Origin of the sequence: Streptomyces sp. NBRC 110611 (assembly GCF_001590865.1) — a bacterium.
In the GTDB taxonomy this organism is placed as follows: domain Bacteria; phylum Actinomycetota; class Actinomycetes; order Streptomycetales; family Streptomycetaceae; genus Streptomyces.
Genome location: NZ_BBUY01000003.1, coordinates 368,388 through 391,550 on the forward strand (window position 1 = coordinate 368,388; position 23,163 = coordinate 391,550).

Genomic DNA, 23,163 nt, shown 5'->3' on the forward strand with positions numbered 1-23,163 from the left:
CCTCTTGTCCTGTACTCAGCCGCCGAGCGCTTCCGGTTTGCCCTTGCTCCGCGGCCGCTCGTCGACCATCTTGCCCCAGACGATCATCCGAAAGGTACTGGTGAACTCCGGCGTACAGGTGGTCAGGGTGAGGTAGCGGCCCGGGCCGGTGAATCCCGAGCCGCGCGGTACGGGGTCGAGCACGCTGACATTGCCGGGAGACGTCTGCGGGAGGATGCTCTCCATTTCGTACGTGTAGTACGTGCTCTGCGTCTCAACGATGATCTTGTCGCCCTTGGTGAGCCGGTTGATGTAGCGGAACGGCTCGCCGTGGGTGTTGCGATGGCCCGCGACCGCGAAGTTTCCCTTCTTGTCCCAGGGCATCGCCGTCTTGAGGCCGCTGACCTTGTCGTAGTGCCCGATCATGCCGTGGTCCAGCACCGATTTCTTGGCGATGCCCTCGGCGATGGGTGCCTTCACGTCCAGCTTCGGGATGTACATGATCCCGAAGCGCTCACCGGCCGCGAGATTCTTCTTCTCCCCGCCGCCCTTGTCCCACTCGTGCTGCAGGGTGTTGGCGGCGCCACCCGCCTCCTGCTCGGCGCGTACGTTCGTCCACCACAGCTGGTACGTGACGAACAACAGCATCAGCACGCCGAGGGTGATGAACACCTCGCCCAGCGCCCGGCTGACGATCAGGCTCGGGCTGTCCTTGGCGGCACGTGCGGCCCTCCGGGCCTCCACGCGGGACATGGGGGCCGACGCCGACGGGGAAGCCGCGGCAGCGGACGCGGAGGTACCGGCCGCACCGTTGTGACGTGCGCGCCGCCCGTTGCGCTTGGCGGCCTCCTGAGCGGCCTTACGGCGCGCCGCACGGCCCCCGGTCGCCAGCGCCGGCACCGAAGTCGCTGTTTCACGTGAAACGGTCGCGTCAGCCGCGCTGGTTCCACGTGAAACGGCCACGTCGGCTGCACGCGTTTCACGTGAAACATCGCCCGCGCGCCGCTTCTCGGCCTGCCGCAGCGCCATGGTCTCGTCATCGTCCGGCCAGGGCGAAGGCACAGAGGGTGCAGAGGGCGCGGAGAGTGCGGGTTTCGACTCGACCGGCGCCGAGGACGAGACGGAGGGGGGAGGGACGGGCGAGACGGCCGGGGGCGATACCGGCCGGGGCCCCGAGGGCACCTGACGAGGCGGGGCGGGCCGCTCCGGCTCCTGGCGGGGGCGGAACCACGGCGAGCCATGGGACAGGCCCTCGTCGGCCGGCTTTCCCCGTCGGCGCCCGCGGCCCGGTTCGTCGAGCGGGCTGGTCATCGGCCGGGCGGACGGGCCGGCCACCGGACGGTCGAGCGGACGAGGCGAGGGCCGGTCGGGGCGACGGTGCGCGGGCTGCCGGGCGGGCCGGTCGGCCGTCGGCGTCGCCTGGCCCGGCAGCGGATCGTTCAGCGGGTCGTCGAGCTGCTCCACCGCGGCCTCGAACGCATCGGGCCGGCCGTGCGGGTCCGGTCGGCCGTACGGATCCTGGGACCCGTACTGCCGCCCCGGCTCGTACGGGTCGTAGGGTCTCCCGCCACGCTCAGGGCGCAGGGCAGTCATGCGCCGGCCTTGCCGACCACCGGGGCGAGCCCCGTCGAACGCTCCACAGCTCCCTTGTCGCCGCACTCGACGAGCCAGTTGGCCAGCATCCGGTGCCCCCACTCCGTCAGCACCGACTCGGGGTGGAACTGCACGCCTTCGACGGGGAGTTCGCGGTGCCGCAGGCCCATGACGATCCGCCCGCCGGGAGCGTCCTCGGCCTCCGTCCAGGCGGTGACGGCCAGTTCGTCGGGGACGGTGTCCGGCTCGACGGCCAGGGAGTGGTACCGGGTGGCGGTGAAGGGGGAGGGCAGGCCGGCGAAGACCCCGGCGCCCTCATGGGCGACGAGCGAGGTCTTGCCGTGCAGCAGCTCGGGCGCCCGGTCCACCACACCGCCGTACGCCACGGCCATCGACTGCATGCCCAGACACACGCCGAAGACCGGGATACCGGTGTCCGCGCAGTGCCGGACCATCTCGACGCAGACACCGGCCTGCTCGGGCGTCCCGGGGCCGGGCGACAGGAGCACCCCGTCGAAGCTGTCCTGAGCGTGCCGCGGCGCGACCTCGTCGTTGCGCAGCACCTCACACTCGGCGCCCAGCTGGTACAGGTACTGGACGAGGTTGAAGACGAAGCTGTCGTAGTTGTCGACGACGAGAATGCGTGCGGTCATCGGAGAGCTGCCATCCCTTGGTCGACCGTGACGTCATTGAAGGGGAGCAGCGGCTCCGCCCACGGAAAGACGTACTGGAAGAGTACGAAGACCACCGCCAGCACGAGCACGACTGAAATCAGCGTCTTCACCCATGTGTTGCCCGGCAGATGCCGCCAGATCCAGCCGTACATGCTGTCGCTGTCCCCTTGCCGATGCCGATGACGATGTCGATTGCGACACCAGAGTACGGGGCGAGGGCGGGCCCGGTGGGTCAGCCGGTCAAAGCGGGCGGCCTTCCCTGTGACACGGGTTGGGTGGCATCGAGGTGTGCCCAGACGACCAGCCGGTGACTGTGACCCCACTCCGGCTCGCATGTGGTCAGGGTGAGATAGCGTCCCGGGCCGGTGAAGCCGGATTTCCTCGGTATCGGGTCGATCACCCCGATATCACCCGGAAGCGTGGTATAGGGACGCTTGTCGATGCGGTAGGTGAACCAGGTCGCCCCGTCGGTCAGCACCACGGCGTCGCCCGGGCGGAGGCGCGGGAAGTCCTTGAACGGGTCGCCGTAGGTGCGGCGGTGGCCGGCGACGGCGAAGTTGCCGGTCCCGCCGAGCCGCCCGGTGCGGTCGTAGTGCCCGAGGCCGCGCTTGAGGTCATCGGTCGCGGTTCCTTCCAGGACGGGCTTGGCCCAGTCCGCCCCGAACCTGGGGATGTACATGACGGCGAAGGACGCGCCGGGTTCGTAGCGGCGGGACGGAGCGGACGGCCCGGGAGGAGACCCGGGGGATGGGGGAGACCCGGGAGATCCGGGCGACGCGGTGCTGCCGCCGGGGATGGGCCTGCTGTCCGGGCCCGGCTCGGCATCGGGGGCGGTGGTCGGCCCGGCCGACCACCGCTGCCGGAGCCTGTCGATCTCACCGTCCATCGCGCTGTCGGCCTGCAGGCCGGTCCAGAAGACGAGGTAGCCGACGAAGAGGAGAAGCAGCGCGCCGGTGGTGACGCAGACCTCGCTGAGCGTCCGTACGGTCCACCGCACCACCGTCCGGCCCCGCGGCGCCATCCGCCCCCGTGACGGCCTCCGGCTCAGCAGCGACATCCGCGCCCCTCCCGCCGCCCCGCGGCCCACGGGCTCGGACAGGCCCTACGGCCGCCGGACAGGCTGTGCGTCGTGGAGGTCCACTGTGCCGGAGTAGCCGGGAAGAGTCACCGCCTCGTGCTGGTCGACTTTCCAGCCCAATCCGTAGGCGTTCACGTACTGCAGATAGTTCTGGATCGCGGGGGAGGCGGTGAGCGCGTGGTTCAGGGCTTCGCGGTCGCCGACCGCGGTGACCTGGTACGGCGGGGAGTAGACCCGGCCCTGGAGGATCAGGGTGTTGCCGACGCAGCGCACCGCGCTGGTGGAGATCAGCCGCTGGTCCATGACCTTGATGCCCTTGGCGCCGCCCTGCCACAGGGCGTTCACCACGGCCTGGAGATCCTGCTGGTGGATGACCAGGTCGTTGGGCTGCGGCTCGGGCACCCCGGGAATCTTGGCGGTGGCGTTCGGCGGGGCATCGGTGAGCGTGACCGTCACGCCCTGGCCGGACAGCGGCTCGGTACCGGCACTCTTCTCCAGGGCCTCGAGCTTGGCCTCCTCGGCCTTGGAGCCGCGGTTGTCGCGCTGTGCGAGGGCGTCGACCTCCTCGCGCAGCGTGGCGTTGCGGTCGTTCTGGACGCCGTTCTTCTGGCTGCGCTCCTGGATGAGGTCGGAGAGCCGGAGCATGGAGTCGTCGGAGCGCAGATTGGTGCCGCGTGCGGTGTCGAAGCTGACCCAGAACAGCATCCCGGCGAGGGCGAAGACGGCCAGGGTGAGGAGCCGTGCGGGCCGCAGACGGGCACGGACCGGGCGGCCGGGGGAGTCGGCGGAATTGCTCAACGTACCCTTACTCCTTACGACGCCGCGGAAGGACTACGCTAACGGACGCCCGGGTAAGGAGTCCGCTCCCCACCGCGTCCGCAGCCGGGGCGCACCTCGTACCTCCCCCCGAGCGGCCGGACCCCCCGGCCGCGCGCGCCGTCGAGGGTGGGAGCAGCACATCGACAGGAGAGTTCCTCGTGCCGAAGTCACGGATCCGCAAGAAGGACGACTTCACGCCGCCGCCAGCGAAGACCACCAACCTGAAGATGAGCTCAGGTCGTGGCTGGGTGGCGCCGCTGATGCTGGCGATGTTCCTGATCGGGCTCGTGTGGATCGTGATGTTCTACGTGTCGGAGGGTGACCTGCCGATCGCGGCCCTGGGCAACTGGAACATCGTCTGCGGCTTCGGCTTCATCGCGGTGGGCTTCGGCGTCTCCACTCAGTGGAAATAGGGCATCCGGCGGGCGCGGGGCAAGCCTTGCCCAAGACCATCCACACAGTTATCCACAGTCGGGGAAAACTTCAGAAGATCTGTGGATAACCTTCCGGAGGTTGACGCCGGTGTGATCGGCTGCACCCACTCGCAGCACTCCTCCCTCCCCTGCTCTTCCAGCGGAAACACCGGTCGGAGCCGTCCGGGGAGGGGAGTTCCGCACAGCATGCACAAGATCGGCCACGCATTGTGGACAACGAGACGGAACGGTCCCTCAAAGGGGCCCTCGATCCGCACAGGGGACGATGCTGTCCGAGCGGACGGGCCCTCAGCCCAGCAGCTGAAGGGTCCGTACCCACACCACCGCGCCGATGGCGAGCAGCGCCACCGCGCAGGTGCCGGTCTGCACCAGCGTCCGGCGGTCCCGCGGCGCATGCACCATCCCGAACGCCACCGCGGCGCCCACGACGAGCCCGCCGACATGGGCCTGCCAGGCGATGTGCGGCCACAGGAAGGTGAAGACCAGGTTGAGGCCGAGCAGGATCAGTACCGGCTTCATGTCGTAGTTCATCCGCCGCAGCAGCACCGCGGTGGCGCCCAGCAGCCCGAAGATCGCGCCGGAGGCGCCCAGCGAGGGCTGGTTCTGCGCGGCGAGGAGGTAGGACAGGGCGCTGCCCCCCAGACCGGCGATCAGGTACAGCGCGATGAACCGCGCCCGGCCGAGCGCCGCCTCCAGGGGCGGCCCCAGCCACCACAGCGAGAGCATGTTGAACGCGATATGCGGGATCTCCTGGTGCAGGAACACCGCGGTGAGCAGGCGGTACCACTCACCCTCGGCGACCCCGACCAGCTGAAGGCTGCCGGGGTCGAAGGCGCGCCCCAGCATGTCGAGGTGGCTGATCAGCGGGCTGGTGCTCGCACCGGTCGCCAGGACGGCGATGAACACGGCGGCGTTGATGCCCAGCAGGATCTTGGTGACCAGCCGGGGGTCGGCCGCGATGGTGCCGCCGGCGATCGTGCGCGGCACCGTCGCTTGCGGCGCATGGCCGGTGCCGCTGCCCCCGCGTACGCAGTCCGGGCACTGGAAGCCGACCGAGGCGCTCACCATGCACTCGGGGCAGATCGGCCGTTCGCAGCGCGTACAGCTGATGCCGGTCCGCCGGCCGGGGTGGCGGTAACAGCCCGGCAGGCCGTCCTCGCCCCGCACGTTCCGCGGCTCCTGCGGGCTGCCTGGCACCTGGTCGTCCATCGATCCCCTCGTCCTCATCAGCGTCCGGACGCCGGACGTCCACTGCCGCCCGCGACACGTTTCGCGTGCCCTTGAGCAAGCACCGCGCCCCGCCCGCCCGTCTCCCGGCGACCGCCCCTCGACGAGCTTCGCGCCCCGCCTCCTGCTATACGACCGGGCGGGGCGCAATGGTTCCCCGGAGTGCTCCGGGGAACAGGACGGCTCAGCCCTCGCGGGTCTCGACGACCACCGACTCGATGACGACGTCGTTCACCGGACGGTCGGTGCGCGGGTTGGTCTGGGTGGCGGCGATGGCATCCACGACCTTCTTGCCCGCGTCGGTGGTGACCTCACCGAAGATGGTGTGCTTGCCGGTCAGCCACGCGGTCGGCGCGACGGTGATGAAGAACTGCGAGCCGTTGGTGCCCGGGCCGGCGTTGGCCATGGCCAGCAGGTACGGCTTGTTGAAGCTCAGGTCCGGGTGGAACTCGTCCTTGAACTCGTAGCCCGGACCGCCGGTACCGTTGCCCAGCGGGTCACCGCCCTGGATCATGAAACCGCTGATCACACGGTGGAAAACCGTGCCGTCGTACAGCTTGTCCGTGGACTTCTTACCGGTCGCCGGGTGGGTCCACTCGCGCTCGCCCTTGGCGAGCTCGACGAAGTTCTTCACCGTCGTCGGTGCGTGGTTCGGCAGAAGCCGAATCTCGATGTCGCCCTGGTTCGTCTTCAGGGTGGCGTAGAGCTGCTCAGCCACGATCAACCTTCCATAAGTCTTCGCTGACGGACCCCGATCCTCGCATGGACTCCTCCGGCCGTCGCCCGGCCACCACCGGCACCGGAACCTTCGCACTGATTTCTGGCCGGAACGACGAACCGCGGCACCGGCCGCCACGCCGCTGTCCACCGCACTGCCCCGGAGCAGCCCACACCGCTGCCCGCACCACCGTCACGCAGCCGTTCCTACGGCCGTCCAGGACACGGTCAAGTACCAGAAATATCGCGGAATATCCCTGATGACCCATATGCCCGCCCACGCATGCCGTACGCGCTGCGACCGGGCATGATCTCCAAACGGGTGGACAGGCGGCACAGCAGACCTGTGGCACCAATCCCCCAGGCCCCGGACACGCCACCGAGGAGGAGGATCCCGTGACCCGCAAGGACAGCGTGCGCGCCGCGACCGGTACGGCCAAGGACAGCGTGCGGCACGCCGCGGAGGTGGTGGCTCCGTATGCCGGTACGGCCAGGGACGCCGCCGTGCACTACGCCCATGAGGCCCGTAGCCGCATGGCGCCGAAGGTGGCGGAAGCCGCCCACCAGGCCCGTGCGCAGTACGACGCGCGGCTGCATCCACGTATCGAGCACGCCCGTGGCGCACTGCCGCCCAAGGTCGACGCCGCGGCGACCCGGGCGGCCTGCCGTACCCGCCATGCGGCCCGGCACGCGGCCGAGTACACCGCGCCCAGGCTGGAGCACGCGGTGAGCAGCGCCCGGGCCGTGGCCGAGCCGGTGCGCGAGGAAGCGCTCGCCCGTGGCAGCGCCGCGCTCGCCGCCCTCCGTGGTCAGGTGACGACCGCCGAGATCGCCAGGCTCCACAAGAAGCACTGCCGCCGGGCCAAGTGCGGCAGGCTCGCCAAGCGCCTCGCCGTCCTGGGTGTCCTGGCCGGCGGGGCGGTCGCCGCCTGGAAGTGGTGGGACAAGCAGGCCAACCCCGACTGGTTGGTCGAGCCACCGGCCCCCACCGAGGTCGGCGAACGCCGGCTCAGCGCCGTCGACGGCAGCCAGGGCGCCGCCCCCGACACCCAAAACGGATCCCAGCAGTCCGAGCCGGACTCCGGCGAACGCGGCGGCGGGACCACGGCCTGACGCGACCACGAGGCCGGCCGACGCCATGGGCCCCGGCCCCTGCCCGCTCCCCCGAAATCATTCCTGAATGATTCTTGTAGGGTCCACGTGACGGCTGCGGCGACTGTGTGACGACCGGGGACATCCCTGGCTCCGGGGGGAGGTTTCGGTGAGTCCGGTGAGCCCTGGCAGGAGCGCGCTGCTGCGCCTGGCCGACGTCAGCCGCAGCTACGGAGACAGCGATGTGCTGCGCTCGGTGACACTGGAGGTCGCACCGGGAGAGATCGTGGCCCTCAGGGGCGACAACGGATCCGGCAAATCGACTCTGCTGCGCCTGGCCTGCGGCAGGGAACGGCCGACGGCCGGTTCCGTACTGTTCGGCGACGAGCCGCTCGACGAGGACACACCGGCCGCCCGGACGCGCATCGCGACAGTGATGGACACCGGGGCGCACTACCCCGACCTGACGGTGCACGAGCACCTCATGCTGATGGCGTTGTCCCACGGGCTCGGCGCCGCTGCCGAGGCAGCGGTGGCCGACGTACTGGAGGAGCACCACCTGGCCGGCCACGCCGACGTCCTGCCCTCCGCGCTGTCGTCGGGGCAGCTCCAGGCGCTGGCGCTGTCGGCGGCGTTCGTACGCCCGCACGACCTGCTCATCCTGGACGAGCCCGAGCAGCGGCTCGACGTCCACGCCCGGCAGGAACTGGCGGACCGGCTCGCCGCGCACCGTGACGGCGGGGCCGCCGTCCTGCTCGCCACGCACCACGATGTGCTCAGCGCGGTGGCCGACCGGGTGTACGTGATGGACGGTGGGCTGCTGTCCCCGGCGGAGGCGGCGATCTCCCCGACGGGCAGCGGCTGTTGACCTTGTTCCCCGCACCCCGCCGGCCGGGTCGATGCACCGACGACACCGGTCGGCAGACCGCCGAAACGCTGGCATATCTGCACGGGATCCGGAGCGCGTTCCGTGCACGCAAGCGCAAGAGCGCGGCGCTGATGCTCTACGGCATCGCGCTGGTGAGCGCCGGCTGGGGCATCCCGCTGCTGGTCACCGCCGCCCGGGCGGGAGGCGCCTACTCCGGAAGCGCCCACTCCGGAGGCGCCCAGGCGGGGTGCGTCCAAGGGCCGCTCGCCGCGTCGACGGCATGTCTGCCGGCCGCCCTGCCGGTGGCCGTCCCGACCCTGACTCTGCTGGTGGCCCTGGTCATGGCACGCGGAGCGGTATGGCGCGGCCCCGTGCTGCTGGACCTGCCCACCCTCTCCTGGCTGTTGTCCACACCGTTGCTGCGGGCGCCGCTCCTGCTGCCCCGGCTGACCTCGGCCGCGCTGCTCGCGGGGCTGGCCGGCGCGGGGGCGGGCGGCGTGGCCGGATTCCTGCTCTCCGCATCGGGTACCGAGGCCTGGCCGGTCGCCGTGGCGGCGGGTGCCTGGGCGGGGGTGACCACCGCGCTCACCGGCACCGCCGCGGGCGCGCTCGTCGAACGCCACGACCGCTTCCTGGCCCGGCACGGGGCGCGGCTGTTCCGCGCCGCCTGGGGAATAGCCGCCGCGCTCCTCGCCGTCACAGCGGTGTCGGCGGTACGGGGGCTGCCCTCCTGGCTCGGCCAGGCATACCTGTGGTCGGGGCCGTGGGGCTGGTCGGCACAGCCGCTGGTCGCCGCGGTGGGGCCGCAGAACACACCAGCGGCGCCTTGGTGGTGGGCAGGTGCCGTGCTCTCGGCCGGCTGCACGGCGGCCGCGCTGCTGCTCGCCCGGCGGGCGACGCCGGACATCTCCCAGGACGCGCTGCGCCTCCGGGCGACGACGGCCGCGCGGCTGGGCGCGTCGCTGCTCGCGCTGGACCTACGGCAGGCCAGGGCGGGTATCCCCACGCTGCGGGAGCGCGGCGCACGTCCCGCGCTGCGGCTGCCCATGCCGCGCCGCCCGTGGCTGCTCATTCCATGGCGGGACGCCACGGGGCTGCTGCGCGCGCCCGGACGGCTGGTCTGGGCCGCCGTGTGGACCGCGCTCGCGGTGGTCCTCACCGCGCTCGCCCCGGACGTCCACGGCAACGCCCGGTCCTTCGCCGCGCTCGGCGGGCTCGCCGCCGCCTACCTCGCAGCGGCCCAACTCGCCGAGCCCGCACGGCTGGAGAGCGACGACCCGCGGCGCTCGGCCGGCCTGCGCTGCACGCCGGGGGCGCTGGCGCTGCGGCACGCGCTGGTACCGGCCGCCCTGCTGCTGGCGGGGCTGGGGGCGGGTGCCGGGGTGTGCCTGCTGGGCGGCTGGGCGCGGCCCGGGACGCTGGTACTGATCGCGGCCGTGCCCGCACTCGTGGCCGCGGCGCTGGTCAGCGCGTACCGGGGCAGCGTGCCGCTGTCCATGCTCGTCGGTGTCACCACCCCGATGGGCAACACCGCACCGCTCCAGACCACCGTGTGGTACCTGCGCGGCCCACTGGCCGCTCTCGCGCTGACGGCGCCCGTCGCCGTGGGCGTGGCGGGCGGCGGAGCGTACGGAGTCCCGCAGCTGGCCTGGCAGTTGGCGCTCGGGGCCGGTGGCCTGTGGTGGGGACGACGGACCGCGCACCGGCTGCACCGGGGATGAGCCCCGGGTGGGCCGGGAAGGCGGGCAGGGAACCGCTGTTCCCCGCCGCCCCTCACGTTCGTCACGTTCCCGTTGTTCTTGTGCGCGACCCCGTTGCTCTTGTGCGCGACGTCAGCTCAGAAACCACTTGAGGGCATCGCCGAACAGTGTCACCGCGAGGTTGACCCACTTGTCCACGTCCTCACACCTCCTCCCCTTCTTCCCTTCTTCCCTTCTTCCCTTCTCCCTGAGAAGTGCCTTATGAATGCGGGTACTTGACCGCCGATGACGGGAACCACGCCCGGGAGCACCTTCCTGCCGCCCGGGTGGCAGGAAGGTCATGCTCGCGTGCCGGGCCGTTACCCGTCGCGTTCGGGATTTAGCTGATGCCCCACTTGACGAGGTCGGACAGGAGCGTGGAGGCGAGCTGAAGGAGGCTGGAAAGCATCTCCGGATACCTTTCTTTCCGCGTGAGCACCGGTGCGTTTCAGTGACGAACTGATCGTCTCCGGCACGGTTGGCGCGGTGCATCCGCACAAGTCCGCAACGTTCTTGCGGGTTATCCGCAGACAGTTGAATGTTGATTCTTCTCGGAGAGAAATGACCGCCCCATTACCCGTTATGACTGCCGTTGGTTGACAAACCGGGCCGGACCGTCGGATCGTGATCACCCCCGTGAGGGGGTTGCGGGCGGTGGCGTTTTCCCGCGACTTCTGGAGAGGCACTGAACGATGGACGAACCACTACGACCCGTACGTGTGGTCCTGGTCGACGACCATCCGACCGTGCGCGCCGGGACCCGGACACTCCTGGAGCCGGAGGGCTTCGCCGTAGTGGGAGAGGCCGCCTGCACACGCACCGCGCTCGCCGTCGTGGTTCATCAGCACCCCGATCTGCTGATGCTGGACATGCGGCTGGAGTCCGGATCGGCACTCGACGCGATTCCCGGCCTTCTGGCGGCCGCGCCCGGGGTACGGATTCTGGTGCAGAGCATGTACGCGGAACCCGCACTCGTCCGCGCGGCATTGTCCGCCGGCGCATCGGGCTATCTGCTGAAGAGCACGCCGGTTTCCGAACTCGTCGCGGCGGCGAGGACAGTGGCGGCCGGCGGGAAGTATGTGCAGCCGTCACTGGGAGTCGGGCTGGCGCACGCCGTGCTACGGGAGCAAGAACTCCCCTTGCGGGAGCGGCAGGTTCTCGGCCTTCTGGCCGACGGCCACACCAACCGCGAGGTGGCGAAACGGCTGGCGGTCAGCGTCCGTACGGTCGAGAGCGTCAGAGCCGCCCTGCGTACCCGGCTGGGCCTCGCCACCAGAGCGGATCTCGTCGCCTACGCCCGGCGGCACCACTCCGCCCAGGTATGAATTCCCCCGGCGACGAAAATGGTTTTCGAAGTTACCGATTACCGGATGCCGCCTATCGAATTCCGTACCGCACCCACCACCCGCGACCGCTTTCCGCCCGAGCGCACCGAATATCTCCGCGCGCTTCACCTGAACGTCCGCCAGAAGTTATCCACCGGCAATTTGGGCGTTTTGGGGGATAAATTCCGTGTAGTTGACAAAGACTGCCGTGCGTCGGATGGTAAGGGCAGGCATATGAGGGAGTGCACGCATTTGCATGTGATTCACGCGTGAATTCCTGAAAGGGGAGGCAGCCGATGGGCGGAAGCACCGCACGGACCGTGCTGGGCCGGCTGCAGACCCTGGGCCTCGCCCGCGCGCTGTGCCTGGGACTGATCGCGCTCGGTACGGCCACCTACGCCACGGAGTTCTTCGAACTCGAACCGCTGCCGTACCGCACCGTGGCGGCGATGGCCGTGGTCTCCGCCATCGGGGGGCTGGTCCTCCCCCTCGGGACCGCGCCCCAGGTCCGCTGGCTGCTGGTCCTGGTGTCCGGCAGCTTCACGGTCGTCGCGCTGAGCCCCCGGCTGTCCGCCCGGGTCGGGCATCTGATCCTCGCGTTCCTGCTGGCGGGAGCCTTGTGCTCAGTGGTGGTCTGGTCCAGGCCGAAAACCCGGCTCGAACGGGAGAAGCTCCAGGCGCTCATCGTCGGCCAGGAGCACTACGCCACGCTGATGGCAGGGGAGTTGCACGACGAGGTGCTGCAACTCCTCGCGCTGACCCGGCGACAGCTCGACGCGGCCCGGGCCAAGGAGGATCCCCATGCCTGGTACGAGGCCGTCGATCTGGCGGTACGCAGGCTCGACGAGCAGGAAGCCGTGCTGCGCGGCGTCATCGCCAGCCTGCACCCGGTGGCCCTGCGCGGAACGGGCCTGACCGCGACAGTCCGTTCACTCGCCGACCGCGTGGCCGCCGACAGCGGACTGACGGTACGCGTGCACGTACAGGGGGACACTCTCGACGAACCGAAGCCCGACGACGGGGTGGCCCAGACCGCCTACCGCATCGTCCAGGAGTCCCTCAGCAACGTGGTGAAACACGCGGACGCCGGGCACACCAGAGTGACCCTGGCCTACCGGCGCGGCTACGTGGGTGTCACCGTCGCCGACGACGGACGCGGCATTCCGCGGAACTCGCGGCTGATCGAGTCGGGCTACGGGATTCCGGGCATGCACTGGCGTTGCGAGGCGTACGGCGGCACGCTCTCGGTCCTGTCCCCGGGCACCGGCCTGGGAACCGTCGTCCGAGCCGTCCTCCCCCGGGAACCGCGCCGCCCCGAAGCCCCCGGCCAACCTCCCCAAGCACGAAAAAAGCTCCTCTGACCTGCACTTTCCCAGGTCAGAGGAGCTTTTGAAGGGTGGAGCCTAGGGGAGTCGAACCCCTGACATCTGCCATGCAAAGACAGCGCTCTACCAACTGAGCTAAGGCCCCTTCGCGGACCAGGGTACCTGGTGTCCGCGTGCTTTCCCGACCGGGTATCGCCGCACACCCCGGCTCTCCGTAGGATGCTTCGCGAGATTCGCGGCAGCGAAGCGATGGGGAGAGTGGGGAGACGGCATGGACGCAGCACAGCAGGAAGCCACCGCGCGGGCCCGGGAGCTGCAGCGCAGTTGGTACGGGGAGCCGCTGGGCGCGCTGTTCCGCCGTCTCATCGACGACCTCGGGCTCAACCAGGCCCGGCTGGCCGCCGTGCTCGGGCTGTCCGCGCCGATGCTCTCGCAGCTGATGAGCGGACAGCGCGCAAAGATAGGCAACCCGGCCGTGGTGCAGCGGGTCCAGGCGCTGCAGGAGCTGGCCGGTCAGGTCTCGGACGGCAGTGTCAGCGCCGCCGAGGCCACCGAGCGCATGGAAGAGATCAAGAAGACGGCGGGCGGCTCGGTGCTCAACAACACCGCACAGCAGACGTCGTCGACGGGGGCGACCACGGTGCGGCGCGTGGTCCGTGAGATCCAGTCGCTGCTGCGGTCGGTCTCGGACGCCGGGGACATCATCGACGCTTCCCACACCCTCGCCGCCACGCACCCCGAACTGGCAGAGTTCCTCAGGGTCTACGGTGCCGGCCGTACCGCGGACGCGGTCGCTCACTACGAGGCGCATCAGAGCTAGTGCCCCGGCAGGCGCGAGGGACGGTCCGAGGGGTCGGGGCCCGTCGGCCTCGGCGCCACGGCGGGCCGGGCCGCAGGGGACGTTTCGAGTTCAGGGGGCGGACGGGGCGCGATGGGTGAGATCTTCGCCGGCCGGTATGAGCTGATCGACCCGATCGGGCGGGGCGGGGTGGGAGCCGTATGGCGCGCCTGGGACCACCGGCGACGCCGCTATGTGGCGGCCAAGGTGCTTCAGCAGAGCGATGCGCACACGCTGTTGCGCTTCGTCCGCGAACAGGCACTGCGGATCGACCATCCCCATGTGCTGGCCCCGATGAGCTGGGCCGCCGACGACGACAAGGTGCTGTTCACCATGGATCTGGTGAACGGCGGCTCGCTGGCCCATCTCAGCGGCGACTACGGGCCGCTGCCGCCGCGGTTCGTGTGCACGCTGCTGGACCAGCTGCTGGCGGGGCTGACCGCGGTGCACGCGGAGGGGGTGGTGCACCGCGACATCAAGCCGGCGAACCTGCTCCTCAAGGCCACCGGCACCGGCCGACCGCATCTGCGGCTCTCGGACTTCGGCATCGCGATGCGCAAGGGCGAGCCGCGGCTCACCGAGGCCAACTATGTGGTGGGAACGCCCGGTTACTTCGCCCCGGAGCAGATGTTCGGCGCCGAACCGGACTTCCCCGCGGACCTCTTCGCGGTCGGTCTGGTGGCGATCTACCTGCTCACCGGGGTCAAGCCGGACCCCGATGCGTTGATCGGGCACTTCGAACACGGCGTCCCCGACGCGCCCGAGGGCATACCGGAGCCGCTGTGGCAGGTGCTGGCGTCCCTGGTGCACCCGAACCCGGACTGCCGGTTCAAGACAGCCACGGGGGCGCGTAAGGCGGTGCTGTCGGCGGCCGAGCTGCTGCCGGAGGCGACGATCGAGGAGGAGGTCGTCGAGGTCTTCGACCACATCGGTCCGCTGCCGGCCGGGTACGGGCCGGACGGGCCGCTGAGGGGCGCGGAGCCGGACCCACCGCCCAGGCCCCCGGCCCACGGGGCGGCCGCCGCTGCCGCCGGGCACGGCTCCGTGTGGGGCTCCGGCAGCTTCCCTCCCGCGCCTCCGGAGCCGGGCACTCCGCCGACGCCCACCCCCACCCCGGCGCCTGCTCCCATGCCGATGCCGATGCCCGTACCGGCCCCGCCTCCGCCCCCGGTGCCCGCATACGAGCCGACGACCGGCGTCCGGCCGCAGAGCCCCGCGACCCGTCCCTACACAGCGGGCCCGCACCCGGTCCCCGGGCAGCGGCCGGCGGCCGAGGGGGCCCTCGCCTTCCCGGTCGCCGCACCGCCCACACCGCCCGCTCCGCTCAGAAGACCGGGACCGCCCCCGAAGGTCGCGGTCCCGGTGCTGATCGTGGCGCTGTTGTGCATCGCGATCGGGGTCTGGGCGCTGCTCTCGGCCTGACGCCCGCTGCCGGCCGGGCGCCGCCGGTACGCCCGCTACCAGCCCTGGGGCGGCCCGAACCGCTGGTGCTGTTCGCCCTGTTGCCCCGGCTCACCTCGGTCGCGCTGCCCGCCCCGCCGGCCCGGTGGGCCCGGCGACGCGGACCGCCGCGCCAGCAGAGTCCACGCTCCCAGGCCCACCAGCAGCGCCGCACCGGTGCCGATCCCGGCGTAGCCCACCGTCGTCAGAGTGCCGCTCCGTTCCGCTTCCTGAGCGGTCCGGCCGTCGCGTGCCGTCTCCCGGTCCTCGGGCGTGACGGAGAAGATGCCGGCCGGTTCGGCGTAGCCGGGTCCGGGCTTGGCGGTGCCACGGACGTCCACCCCCAGCGTGAGATCGGTGCCGTCGGGGAAGTACCGCGCGGTGTCGGGGTGCAGGCTGACCTCGAGGTAGTACCAGCCGGCGAACCGCATCGCACTGACCGAGTGGCTCGGGTGGAAGCGGTTGCCGTAGTCGACGGGCGCCGTGAACTTCCTGGCGGTGGCCTGCTTCCCCCTGTAGGCGACGAAGCGGTCGGTGCTGACCGCGCCTCGTGCCGGGTTGTAGACACTCAGCCCGAGTGCGTCGGTGATGAAGGCGGACGAGGCGGCAGAACGGGGCGAGGAGGGCGACGTAGGCGAGGAGGGGCGGGAGGATGCGGAGGGTCGGGAGGATGAGGTGGACGGGGCGTGGGACACGTCGGCGCTCAGGTTGAGGCGCTGGCCCCAGTCCACGGGTACGCGGTAGAAGCGGGTCTCGCCCGGCCTGATGTGGTCCTTCCAGACTCCGGGGCCGACCGAGCCGGCGTCGTTGAAGCCCGTGCCGCCTGCGACGGTGCGCCGGGTGGTACCGGTACGTGGGGCGGGCGGCGCCACGGTGCTCCAGGTGCCCTTGCCCGGCCGGGCGGGGGCGCTGCCTTTGAGCAGCGGTTCGTTGACGTAGTCCAGCTCGATCGGCCAGGTGCCGGGCCCGGACGTCACCGCTCCCTTCCGGGTGACCACGACGTGGTACGGGCCGGCCTGCTGGCAACTCGTACGGTCGGCGCCGATGCGACGGGTGGCGTAGTCGGCGATGGGGTACGCCATACCGCCACCGTTGAAGGTCGGCGACGCGTCCGCGCTACAGGTCCGGCCCTCGTGGTTCTGGACGCTGATGGTGAGCTCGTCCTTGTAGTCCTCGACCTTCGTGCCGGGGAGGGGAGCGGCGACCACCGAGAAGTACGCGCTGTGCCGGTCGTCCAGGGTGACCGCGTAATGCTTCTGCTCACCTCGCCGGATGGCGTCGGTGTGCAGACCGGGATGGAGCTGCGGGGCGTCGTCGGCTCCGGGCGTGCCCTTGACCGCTGTGGCGCCGTCCGCCATCCGGTAGGCGGGAATGGTGTCGGCCGAGGCCGTGCCCACCGTCCCGGGCAGCAGCGCCACCGCACCGAGCACCGCCAGTACGGTGACCGCCCCGCGGCCATGTTTCACGTGAAACATGGCCCGAGCCATCAGACGCCCCGTCACCATGACCCACCCCTCCTCGGATCCGCATTGCCTTCGGCAGCAGCAGGTGTACAGCGGACCTGAGGGCCGGCGATAGCCCCGCCGGGCGACCCATCGGCCGCCTGCGTCGCCGGCGTGCCGCGCCGTGCCCCCTCACGGACAGCGACTTTGCTGCTGCAATTCGAAGATGTGCTAAGGCAAACTCATCAGGAGCCTGGTCACGAGCGTGGCCCCGCATCGCCCGCATCGTGCCCCGCCCGCCCCCGGATATACGAAACCCCGATCACCAGGGGCGATCGGGGTCCGTACGAACCTGCTGCGTTTATGGGTCTCAGACACCCGAACCTGCGGGCACGGAGTCGGTCGCCTCCGTCCACAGATCCTGCTCGGCGCGATCCGCCTGGATCTGGCGGTACACGAGGAGCCCGCCGATGGCGGCCAGTGCGACCAGGAGAAGCTTCTTCACCGCGCGACCTCGTCTTTCGTTGACGTAGGGGACCTATGTCGGCCGATGATACACACCGGCCGATATCGATCGGTTACCTAGCCCGCGGTCGGCAACGCCGTAGGCGCGGCACCCGCCGCGAGCCAACTTCCGTTCCCTACAACGCATCGGCCCGGCCGGGAAGTTCCCCGGCCGGGCCGATTGTGCAGTGCGGCTACCAGGACTTGAACCTGGGGCCTCTTCCTTATCAGGGAAGCGCTCTAACCGTCTGAGCTATAGCCGCGCGTTCGCTGCACCGAAAGATTAGCGCACTTCAGAGGTGTTCCCAAAATCGGATCCCGCGGGCCCGCCGGAACCCTCACTCGTCCTCAGCGAGGGTGAGCTCCACACCCCCGGCGAGACCCGCCGACAGGTTGTAGATGAAGGAACCGAGCGTGGCCAGCGCGGTGGCCAGCACCACATCGATCACCGCGATGATCGACGTGAACAGCAGCACCCGCGGCAGCGACAGGAAGGACTGCAGGTCGAAGCCGCCGCCCTCGCCGGAGCCGGTGGCCTCGCTGACCGCCCCGCCCACCGCGGCGAAGACACCCATCGCGTTCATGACCATCCACAGCACCGCCACGGCCACGACCGTGCAGATGCCCAGCGCGATGGAGAGCAGAAAGCTGACCTTCATCACCGACCACGGATCGGCCCGCGCCACCCGCAGCCGGGCCTTACGCGTCCGCGGGGCCGTCCTGGCGCCCGTACGCGGCCTGCGGACCGCCTGCCCGCCGCCGCCCTGCCCACCGGCGGTGGCGTACGCCTGGGGCGGCTGGTACGGCTGCTGCCGGCCGCCATGGGCCGACCGGTCCTCTCCGGACCGGGCAGGGGACTGATGGCGCTGATGAGGCTGTGGCTGCGGTTGACGGCTGTCGGTCACGGGTCCCCCCTGGTGTGCGCCCTCGTCTCGGGGGCCGTTGTCGGAAATGGCGGAGCCACGGGCGCTGTCCGTCACGGTCGCGGACCCGAGCAGGAGTACTCGGCTCCCGCTCGACCCGCTGTAGCGCCCGTGGCTCCACTCACGACCTGCTCCTCGTGCTACTCCGCCGCGGGCTCGGTTCCCTCGGCCGCCGCGGGCTCCGCGGTCTCCCCGGGCGCCTCGTCCCCGTCGACCTCTTCGGCCTCGCGACCGGCCTCGGCGTTCCGGGCGATGCCGACGACGGCATCACGCTTGCCCAAGTTGATCAGCTGGACGCCCATGGTGTCACGGCCGGTCTCCCGGACCTCGTTGACCCGCGTACGGATCACGCCACCGCTGAGCGTGATCGCGAGGATCTCATCGGTCTCCTCGACGACCAGCGCGCCGACCAGCGACCCCCGGTCCTCGACGATCTTGGCGGCCTTGATGCCCAGACCACCGCGGCCCTGGACGCGGTACTCGTCGACCGCGGTGCGCTTGGCGTAGCCCCCGTCCGTGGCGGTGAAGACGTAGGTGCCGGCCCGGACCACGTTCATCGACAGCAGCTCATCGCCCTCGCGGAAGCTCATGCCCTTCACACCGGAGGTGGCCCGGCCCATCGGGCGCAGCGCCTCGTCCGACGCCGTGAAGCGGATCGACTGCGCCTTCTTGCTGATCAGCAGCAGATCGTCGGCCTCCGACACCAGCTCGGCGCCGATCAGCTCGTCGTCCGTGCCGTCCTCCTGCTCGCGCAGGTTGATCGCGATCACACCGCCGGAGCGGGGCGAGTCGTAGTCCTTGAGCGGGGTCTTCTTCACCAGGCCGGCCTTGGTGGCGAGCACCAGGTACGGCGCGGCCTCGTAGTCGCGGACCGCCAGGATCTGGGCGATCTGCTCGTCCGGCTGGAAGGCGAGGAGGTTGGCCACGTGCTGACCGCGGGCGTCCCGCCCCGCGTCGGGCAGCTCGTACGCCTTGACGCGGTAGACCCGGCCCTTGTTCGTGAAGAACAGCAGCCAGTGGTGGGTGGTGGAGACGAAGAAGTGGTCGACGATGTCGTCTTCCTTGAGCTTAGTGCCCCGGACGCCCTTGCCGCCGCGCTTCTGCGAGCGGTAGTCGTCGGTCTTGGTGCGCTTCACATAGCCGCCGCGGGTGATCGTGACGACGATGTCCTCCTCGGCGATCAGGTCCTCGATGGACATGTCGCCTTCGAAGGGCACCAGCTTGGAGCGCCGGTCGTCGCCGAACTTCTCGACGATCGCGGCGAGTTCCTCACTGATGATCTGGCGCTGCCGCTCCGGCGAGGCCAGGATCGCGTTGTACTCGTCGATCTTGCGCTGCAGCTCATCGTGCTCGGCGGTGATCTTCTGGCGCTCCAGGGCGGCCAGTCGCCGCAGCTGCATCTCCAGGATCGCGTTGGCCTGGATCTCGTCGATCTGCAGCAGGCCCATCAGGCCCTCGCGGGCGATCTCGACCGTCTGGCTGCGCCGGATCAGCGCGATGACCTCGTCGATCGCGTCCAGCGCCTTGAGCAGACCGCGCAGGATGTGCGCCCGCTCCTCGGCCTTGCGCAGCCGGAACTTCGTCCGGCGGACGATGACCTCGACCTGGTGCGTCACCCAGTTGCGGATGAACGCGTCCAGGGAGAGCGTGCGCGGCACGCCGTCCACCAGGGCGAGCATGTTCGCCCCGAAGTTGGTCTGGAGATCGGTGTGCTTGTAGAGGTTGTTGAGGACGACCTTGGCGACCGCGTCCCGCTTGAGGACGATGACCAGGCGCTGGCCGGTACGCGAGGAGGTCTCGTCGCGGACGTCCGCGATACCGCCGATCCTGCCGTCCTTGACCAGGTCGGCGATCTTCTGCGCGAGGTTGTCCGGGTTGACCTGGTAGGGCAGCTCGGTGACCACCAGGCACTGGCGGTTCTGGATCTCCTCGACTTCGACCACCGCGCGCATGGTGATCGAACCACGGCCGGTGCGGTAGGCCTCCTCGATGCCCTTGCGGCCCACCACCAGCGCGCCGGTGGGGAAGTCCGGGCCCTTGATCCGCTCGATCAGCGCGTCCAGCAGCTCCTCGTGGGAGGCCTCCGGGTGCTCCAGCGCCCACTGGGCACCGGCGGCGACCTCGCGGAGGTTGTGCGGCGGGATGTTCGTGGCCATACCGACGGCGATACCGGCCGAGCCGTTGATCAGCAGGTTGGGGAAGCGGGACGGCAGGACCGTCGGCTCCTGGTTGCGGCCGTCGTAGTTGTCCTGGAAGTCGACGGTCTCCTCGTCGATGTCCCGGAGCATCTCCATCGACAGCGGCGCCATCTTGCACTCGGTGTACCGCATGGCCGCGGCCGGGTCGTTGCCCGGGGAGCCGAAGTTGCCGTTGGAGTCGACCAGCGGCATCCGCATCGACCACGGCTGCGCCAGGCGCACCAGCGCGTCGTAGATCGAGGAGTCGCCGTGCGGGTGGTACGTACCCATGACGTCACCGACGACACGGGCGCACTTGTAGAAGCCCTTCTCGGGGCGGTATCCGCCGTCGTACATCGCGTACAGGACGCGGCGGTGGACCGGCTTGAGGCCGTCCCGTACGTCCGGCAGCGCACGCGAGACGATGACGGACATCGCGTAGTCGAGGTAGGAGCGCTGCATCTCCGTCTCGAGCCCGACGGGCTCGACGCGCATCCCGACGCCTTCGATGGCGGCGGGCGCGCCCTCGGCGGTCACGCCGTCCGGGGTCACAGGGGGGTTCTCGTCGGCCATGGTGGTTCAAAGTCCTTTCGAGCTGCGGCTGTTGGAAGGGCCGACAGGGCTCAGATGTCGAGGAAGCGGACGTCCTTGGCGTTGCGCTGGATGAACGAGCGGCGTGCGTCGACGTCCTCGCCCATCAGCACCGAGAACAGGTCGTCGGCGCGGGCGGCGTCGTCCAGCGAGACCTGGCCGAGCACGCGGTGGTCGGCGTCCATGGTCGTCACCCGCAGCTCCTCGGCGTTCATCTCACCGAGACCCTTGAACCGCTGGACCGAGTCCTCGCGGATCCGCTTGCCGTTCTGCTTGCCGAGCTCGATCAGCTGGTCCCGCTCGGGGTCGGAGTAGGCGTACTCGAAGTCGTCCCGGCCCCACTTGATCTTGTAGAGCGGGGGGCGGGAGAGGTAGACGTGGCCGGCCTCGACCAGCGGACGCATGAAGCGGAAGAGGAACGTCAGCAGAAGGGTGTTGATGTGCTGGCCGTCGACGTCGGCGTCCGCCATCAGGATGATCTTGTGGTAGCGGAGCTTCTCGATGTCGAAGTCCTCGTGCACACCCGTGCCGAACGCCGAGATCAGCGCCTGGACCTCATTGTTCTGGAGGATCTTGTCGACCCGGGCCTTCTCGACGTTGAGGATCTTGCCTCGGATCGGCAGGATCGCCTGGTACTCCGGGTTACGGCCGGACTTGGCCGAGCCGCCGGCGGAGTCACCCTCGACGATGAAGATCTCGCACTTGGTCGGGTCGTTGGACTGGCAGTCGCTCAGCTTGCCCGGCAGCGACGCGGTCTCCAGCAGGCCCTTGCGGCGGGTCAGATCGCGCGCCTTACGGGCGGCCACCCGGGCGGTCGCCGCCTGGATGCCCTTGCGGATGATGTCCGCGGCCTCGTTGGGGTTGCGGTCCAGCCAGTCCGTGAGGTGCTCGTGGACGACCTTCTGGACGAAGGTCTTGGCCTCGGTGTTGCCCAGCTTGGTCTTGGTCTGGCCCTCGAACTGCGGCTCACCGAGCTTGACCGAGATGATCGACGTCAGGCCCTCGCGGATGTCCTCACCCGTGAGGTTGTCGTCCTTCTCGCGCAGCAGCTTCTTGTCACGGGCGTAACGATTGATCAAACCCGTCAGCGCCGCACGGAAGCCCTCCTCGTGCGTACCGCCCTCATGGGTGTGGATGGTGTTCGCGAAGCTGTAGACACCCTCGCTGTACTGGGTGTTCCACTGCATCGCGATCTCGACCGAGATCATCCGCTCCTTGTCCTCGGCCTCCACCGAGATCACCGAGGGATGCACCAGCTCGCCCTTGCGCGAGTTCAGGTACTTCACGAAGTCGACGATGCCGCCCTCGTAGTGGTAGCGGACCGCGAGCGGGTTGCCCTCCTCGTCCACGTGGTCCGGGCGCTCGTCGCGCAGCGCGATCGACAGGCCCTTGTTGAGGAACGCCATCTCCTGGAAGCGCCGGGAGAGCGTCTCGAAGCTGTAGACCGTGGTCTCGAAGATGTCGCCGTCGGCCCAGAACGTCACGGACGTACCGGACTCCTCGGTGGCCTCGTGCTGGGCCAGCGGCGCGGTCGGCACACCCTGCTTGTACTCCTGCGTCCAGCGGTAGCCGTCGGTCTTGACCTCGACCGCGACCCGCGTCGACAGCGCGTTGACGACGGAGACACCCACGCCGTGCAGACCACCGGAGACCGCGTAGCCGCCACCGCCGAACTTGCCGCCCGCGTGCAGCACGGTGAGCACGACCTCGACGGCCGGCTTCCCCTCGGAGGGGATGATGCCCACGGGGATACCGCGGCCGTTGTCGACCACCCGTACCCCGCCGTCGGGCAGGATCGTCACATCGATGGTGTCGGCGTGACCGGCCATCGCCTCGTCGACGGAGTTGTCGACGACCTCCTGCACGAGGTGGTGCAGACCACGCTCGCCGGTCGAGCCGATGTACATGCCGGGGCGCTTACGGACCGCGTCCAGGCCTTCGAGGACGGTGATCGCGCTGGCGTCGTACGACTTCTCCACCAAGGCGTCGCCCATGGAGCCGGCCGGAACCCCCTCTTCAGTCGAAGCCGTGTTGTTCTCGTTGAGGTCGCCGGAGTCGGCCACGAAGCGCCCTTTCTGGCAGCGCACAAGCCCTTCCGCGCCAGTGCGGGGTCACCCCAGGAGGACAGGCGGGAGCGGCTGCGTCGTTCTGTGTTAGTCGACGTATCCCGCGAGCAAGCGGGATTGCTCACCAGTGTACCGGTGGCGCCGACACTCATGGGGGTTTGCAGGCACCTGAGTCGTCATGTGCCGCCCTGAACTGCCGTCCGCCGAATCCCCATATCCGAGAAGGGGCCTCAGGACGCTCACACGGGCACTCAGCGCTTCCGGCTGTCAACCGGCGGCTACCGTGACCGGAGTCTCATCCGCACCAGGGGT

The 23,163-nt window shown here is 70.0% G+C and carries 20 protein-coding genes and 2 tRNA genes; 8 read left to right on the forward strand and 14 right to left on the reverse strand.

What is annotated here, in order from left to right:
* Positions 1-15: 15 nt before the first annotated feature.
* The 5 genes from AZE13_RS09860 to AZE13_RS09875 all read right to left on the reverse strand — a co-directional run bounded on the left by AZE13_RS09860 (position 16) and on the right by AZE13_RS09875 (position 4,122).
* Complete coding sequence (locus AZE13_RS09860) at positions 16-1,572, reverse strand: class E sortase (protein WP_066929130.1); 1,557 nt, start codon at positions 1,570-1,572, stop codon at positions 16-18.
* Positions 1,569-2,225: an aminodeoxychorismate/anthranilate synthase component II gene (locus AZE13_RS09865; protein ID WP_066929132.1), complete on the reverse strand. Its 657-nt coding sequence runs from the start codon at positions 2,223-2,225 to the stop codon at positions 1,569-1,571. Before AZE13_RS09865 ends, AZE13_RS09860 begins: the two co-directional genes overlap by 4 nt.
* Positions 2,222-2,398 (reverse strand): hypothetical protein, encoded by a 177-nt coding sequence (locus tag AZE13_RS36800; protein ID WP_181690299.1) that lies wholly within the window; start codon positions 2,396-2,398, stop codon positions 2,222-2,224. Before AZE13_RS36800 ends, AZE13_RS09865 begins: the two co-directional genes overlap by 4 nt.
* Positions 2,399-2,478: 80 nt before the next feature.
* The gene (locus tag AZE13_RS09870) at positions 2,479-3,267 is read right to left on the reverse strand and encodes a class E sortase (RefSeq protein ID WP_066929134.1); all 789 of its coding nucleotides are present in this window, start codon (positions 3,265-3,267) and stop codon (positions 2,479-2,481) included.
* Positions 3,268-3,348: 81 nt separating this feature from the next.
* Positions 3,349-4,122 (reverse strand): DUF881 domain-containing protein, encoded by a 774-nt coding sequence (locus tag AZE13_RS09875; protein ID WP_066929137.1) that lies wholly within the window; start codon positions 4,120-4,122, stop codon positions 3,349-3,351.
* Positions 4,123-4,301: 179 nt separating this feature from the next.
* Here AZE13_RS09875 and crgA point away from each other — a divergent pair, with 179 nt between their 5' ends.
* A complete protein-coding gene (crgA, locus tag AZE13_RS09880; RefSeq protein WP_066929139.1) occupies positions 4,302-4,556 on the forward strand; it encodes a cell division protein CrgA in 255 nt (84 codons plus the stop codon).
* A 309-nt stretch (positions 4,557-4,865) separates the two neighbouring features.
* Here the strand turns inward: crgA and AZE13_RS09885 are convergent, their stop codons facing one another.
* Together AZE13_RS09885 and AZE13_RS09890 are read right to left on the reverse strand one after the other, a co-directional pair.
* On the reverse strand, positions 4,866-5,786 hold the full coding sequence (locus tag AZE13_RS09885) for a rhomboid family intramembrane serine protease (protein WP_066929141.1): 921 nt from the start codon (positions 5,784-5,786) through the stop codon (positions 4,866-4,868).
* Positions 5,787-5,988: 202 nt separating this feature from the next.
* Positions 5,989-6,522, reverse strand: a complete 534-nt coding sequence (locus tag AZE13_RS09890; protein ID WP_066929143.1) for a peptidylprolyl isomerase — start codon at positions 6,520-6,522, stop codon at positions 5,989-5,991.
* A 395-nt stretch (positions 6,523-6,917) separates the two neighbouring features.
* Here AZE13_RS09890 and AZE13_RS09895 point away from each other — a divergent pair, with 395 nt between their 5' ends.
* The 5 genes from AZE13_RS09895 (at position 6,918) to AZE13_RS09915 (ending at position 12,906) form a co-directional block, all read left to right on the forward strand.
* A complete protein-coding gene (locus tag AZE13_RS09895; protein WP_066929145.1) occupies positions 6,918-7,634 on the forward strand; it encodes a DUF5324 family protein in 717 nt (238 codons plus the stop codon).
* Positions 7,635-7,791: 157 nt separating this feature from the next.
* Positions 7,792-8,481, forward strand: a complete 690-nt coding sequence (locus tag AZE13_RS09900) for an ABC transporter ATP-binding protein (RefSeq protein WP_309302179.1) — start codon at positions 7,792-7,794, stop codon at positions 8,479-8,481.
* A gap of 2 nt (positions 8,482-8,483) precedes the next feature.
* Positions 8,484-10,202: a hypothetical protein gene (locus AZE13_RS09905; protein WP_181690300.1), complete on the forward strand. Its 1,719-nt coding sequence runs from the start codon at positions 8,484-8,486 to the stop codon at positions 10,200-10,202.
* Between the two features lie 710 nt (positions 10,203-10,912).
* Positions 10,913-11,545: a response regulator gene (locus tag AZE13_RS09910; protein WP_066929151.1), complete on the forward strand. Its 633-nt coding sequence runs from the start codon at positions 10,913-10,915 to the stop codon at positions 11,543-11,545.
* A gap of 296 nt (positions 11,546-11,841) precedes the next feature.
* Positions 11,842-12,906, forward strand: a complete 1,065-nt coding sequence (locus AZE13_RS09915) for a sensor histidine kinase (protein ID WP_066929153.1) — start codon at positions 11,842-11,844, stop codon at positions 12,904-12,906.
* 36 nt (positions 12,907-12,942) lie between these two features.
* Here AZE13_RS09915 and AZE13_RS09920 read toward each other — a convergent pair.
* A tRNA-Ala gene (locus AZE13_RS09920) sits at positions 12,943-13,015 on the reverse strand.
* 126 nt (positions 13,016-13,141) lie between these two features.
* On the opposite strand from AZE13_RS09920, the gene AZE13_RS09925 reads away from it, so the two are divergent.
* Positions 13,142-13,690: a helix-turn-helix domain-containing protein gene (locus AZE13_RS09925; protein WP_066929155.1), complete on the forward strand. Its 549-nt coding sequence runs from the start codon at positions 13,142-13,144 to the stop codon at positions 13,688-13,690.
* Between the two features lie 111 nt (positions 13,691-13,801).
* Positions 13,802-15,130 carry a serine/threonine-protein kinase gene (locus AZE13_RS09930; protein WP_066929157.1) on the forward strand — a complete coding sequence of 443 codons (1,329 nt, stop codon included), beginning with the start codon at positions 13,802-13,804 and terminating at the stop codon, positions 15,128-15,130.
* A 35-nt stretch (positions 15,131-15,165) separates the two neighbouring features.
* Here AZE13_RS09930 and AZE13_RS09935 read toward each other — a convergent pair whose 3' ends face one another.
* The 6 genes from AZE13_RS09935 to gyrB all read right to left on the reverse strand — a co-directional run bounded on the left by AZE13_RS09935 (position 15,166) and on the right by gyrB (position 22,872).
* Complete coding sequence (locus tag AZE13_RS09935; protein WP_066929563.1) at positions 15,166-16,623, reverse strand: hypothetical protein; 1,458 nt, start codon at positions 16,621-16,623, stop codon at positions 15,166-15,168.
* A 337-nt stretch (positions 16,624-16,960) separates the two neighbouring features.
* On the reverse strand, positions 16,961-17,095 hold the full coding sequence (locus tag AZE13_RS37520; protein WP_003958712.1) for a DLW-39 family protein: 135 nt from the start codon (positions 17,093-17,095) through the stop codon (positions 16,961-16,963).
* 188 nt (positions 17,096-17,283) lie between these two features.
* Positions 17,284-17,357 (reverse strand) — tRNA-Ile (locus tag AZE13_RS09940).
* Between the two features lie 75 nt (positions 17,358-17,432).
* Positions 17,433-17,999 (reverse strand): DUF3566 domain-containing protein, encoded by a 567-nt coding sequence (locus AZE13_RS09945; protein WP_066929159.1) that lies wholly within the window; start codon positions 17,997-17,999, stop codon positions 17,433-17,435.
* A gap of 158 nt (positions 18,000-18,157) precedes the next feature.
* Positions 18,158-20,767, reverse strand: a complete 2,610-nt coding sequence (gyrA, locus tag AZE13_RS09950) for a DNA gyrase subunit A (RefSeq protein WP_066929161.1) — start codon at positions 20,765-20,767, stop codon at positions 18,158-18,160.
* 50 nt (positions 20,768-20,817) lie between these two features.
* A complete protein-coding gene (gene gyrB / locus AZE13_RS09955) occupies positions 20,818-22,872 on the reverse strand; it encodes a DNA topoisomerase (ATP-hydrolyzing) subunit B (protein ID WP_066929163.1) in 2,055 nt (684 codons plus the stop codon).
* Positions 22,873-23,163 lie beyond the last annotated feature (291 nt).